The following is an 850-nucleotide window of genomic DNA, read 5'->3' as shown; positions in this document are numbered from 1 at the left end:
GACGTCGAGGATTGGGTGTGGCCGAATGCGTGTATCTGCTCCGATAACGGTCTCGGCTTTGGTTGTTGCTGGTGTGGTGGTGAGTGGTTCGGGGGTGCAGTCGCCGGTGGGGGTGTCGGCGCCGCGGGCGTCGGAGGTGTTGGCGGCGGCGTCGGGTGGTGGTGTGGCGGGCGCGCGGTCGCGGGAGGTGGGGTTGTTGCCGGTGTCGGCGGAGGGGCCGCGGCGGTTGCGGGCGGTGACGCCGGGGGTGGCGCCGTTCGCGGGTGTGGTTCCGTTGCAGGAGGTTACGTTGCCGGCGGCGGGGGGTGCGTTGGGTATTCCGGAGGTGGTGTTGGCGGCGTATCGGAATGCGGAGTTGGCGTTGGGGTCCTCGGTGCCGGGGTGTGGGTTGTCGTGGAGTTTGCTGGCGGGGATCGGGCGGATCGAGTCGGGGCATGCGCGGGGTGGGCGTACGGATGCGGCGGGTACGACGGTGTCGCCGATTTTCGGTCCGGCGTTGGATGGGAGTTTGCCGGGTAATGAGGTGATCAAGGCTGCGGATGGGGGGTTTGTGCGGGCGTTGGGTCCGATGCAGTTCTTGCCGGGGACGTGGGGGGCGTATGGCGCGGATGGTAATGGGGACGGGGTGGCCGATCCGCATAATGTGTTCGACGCGGCGTTGGCGGCGGGGAAGTATTTGTGTTCGGGGGGTTTGGATCTGCGGGATCCGTCGCAGGAGTTGCGTGCGGTGTTGCGGTACAACAACTCGATGGCGTATGCGGCGAATGTGCTGAGTTGGGCGGCGGCGTATCGGACCGGGGGTTCGCCGACGCAGGTGCGCATCTCGCCGGACCTGGTGCCGCCGGGAGCG

At 68.2% G+C, this 850-nt stretch carries 1 protein-coding gene; it reads left to right on the top strand.

Annotated features, from left to right (window positions below; translation table 11 throughout):
- Nucleotides 1-187 precede the first annotated feature (187 nt).
- Nucleotides 188-850: lytic transglycosylase domain-containing protein (locus NA8_RS32250; RefSeq protein WP_439957450.1), on the top strand; the 663-nt coding region annotated here is incomplete at its 3' end.

Origin of the sequence: Nocardia arthritidis NBRC 100137 (genome assembly GCF_001612765.1) — a bacterium.
Lineage (GTDB): Bacteria > Actinomycetota > Actinomycetes > Mycobacteriales > Mycobacteriaceae > Nocardia > Nocardia arthritidis.
Note: the sequence above shows the minus strand (reverse complement) of the source record. Positions and strands in the feature narration are given on the sequence as shown.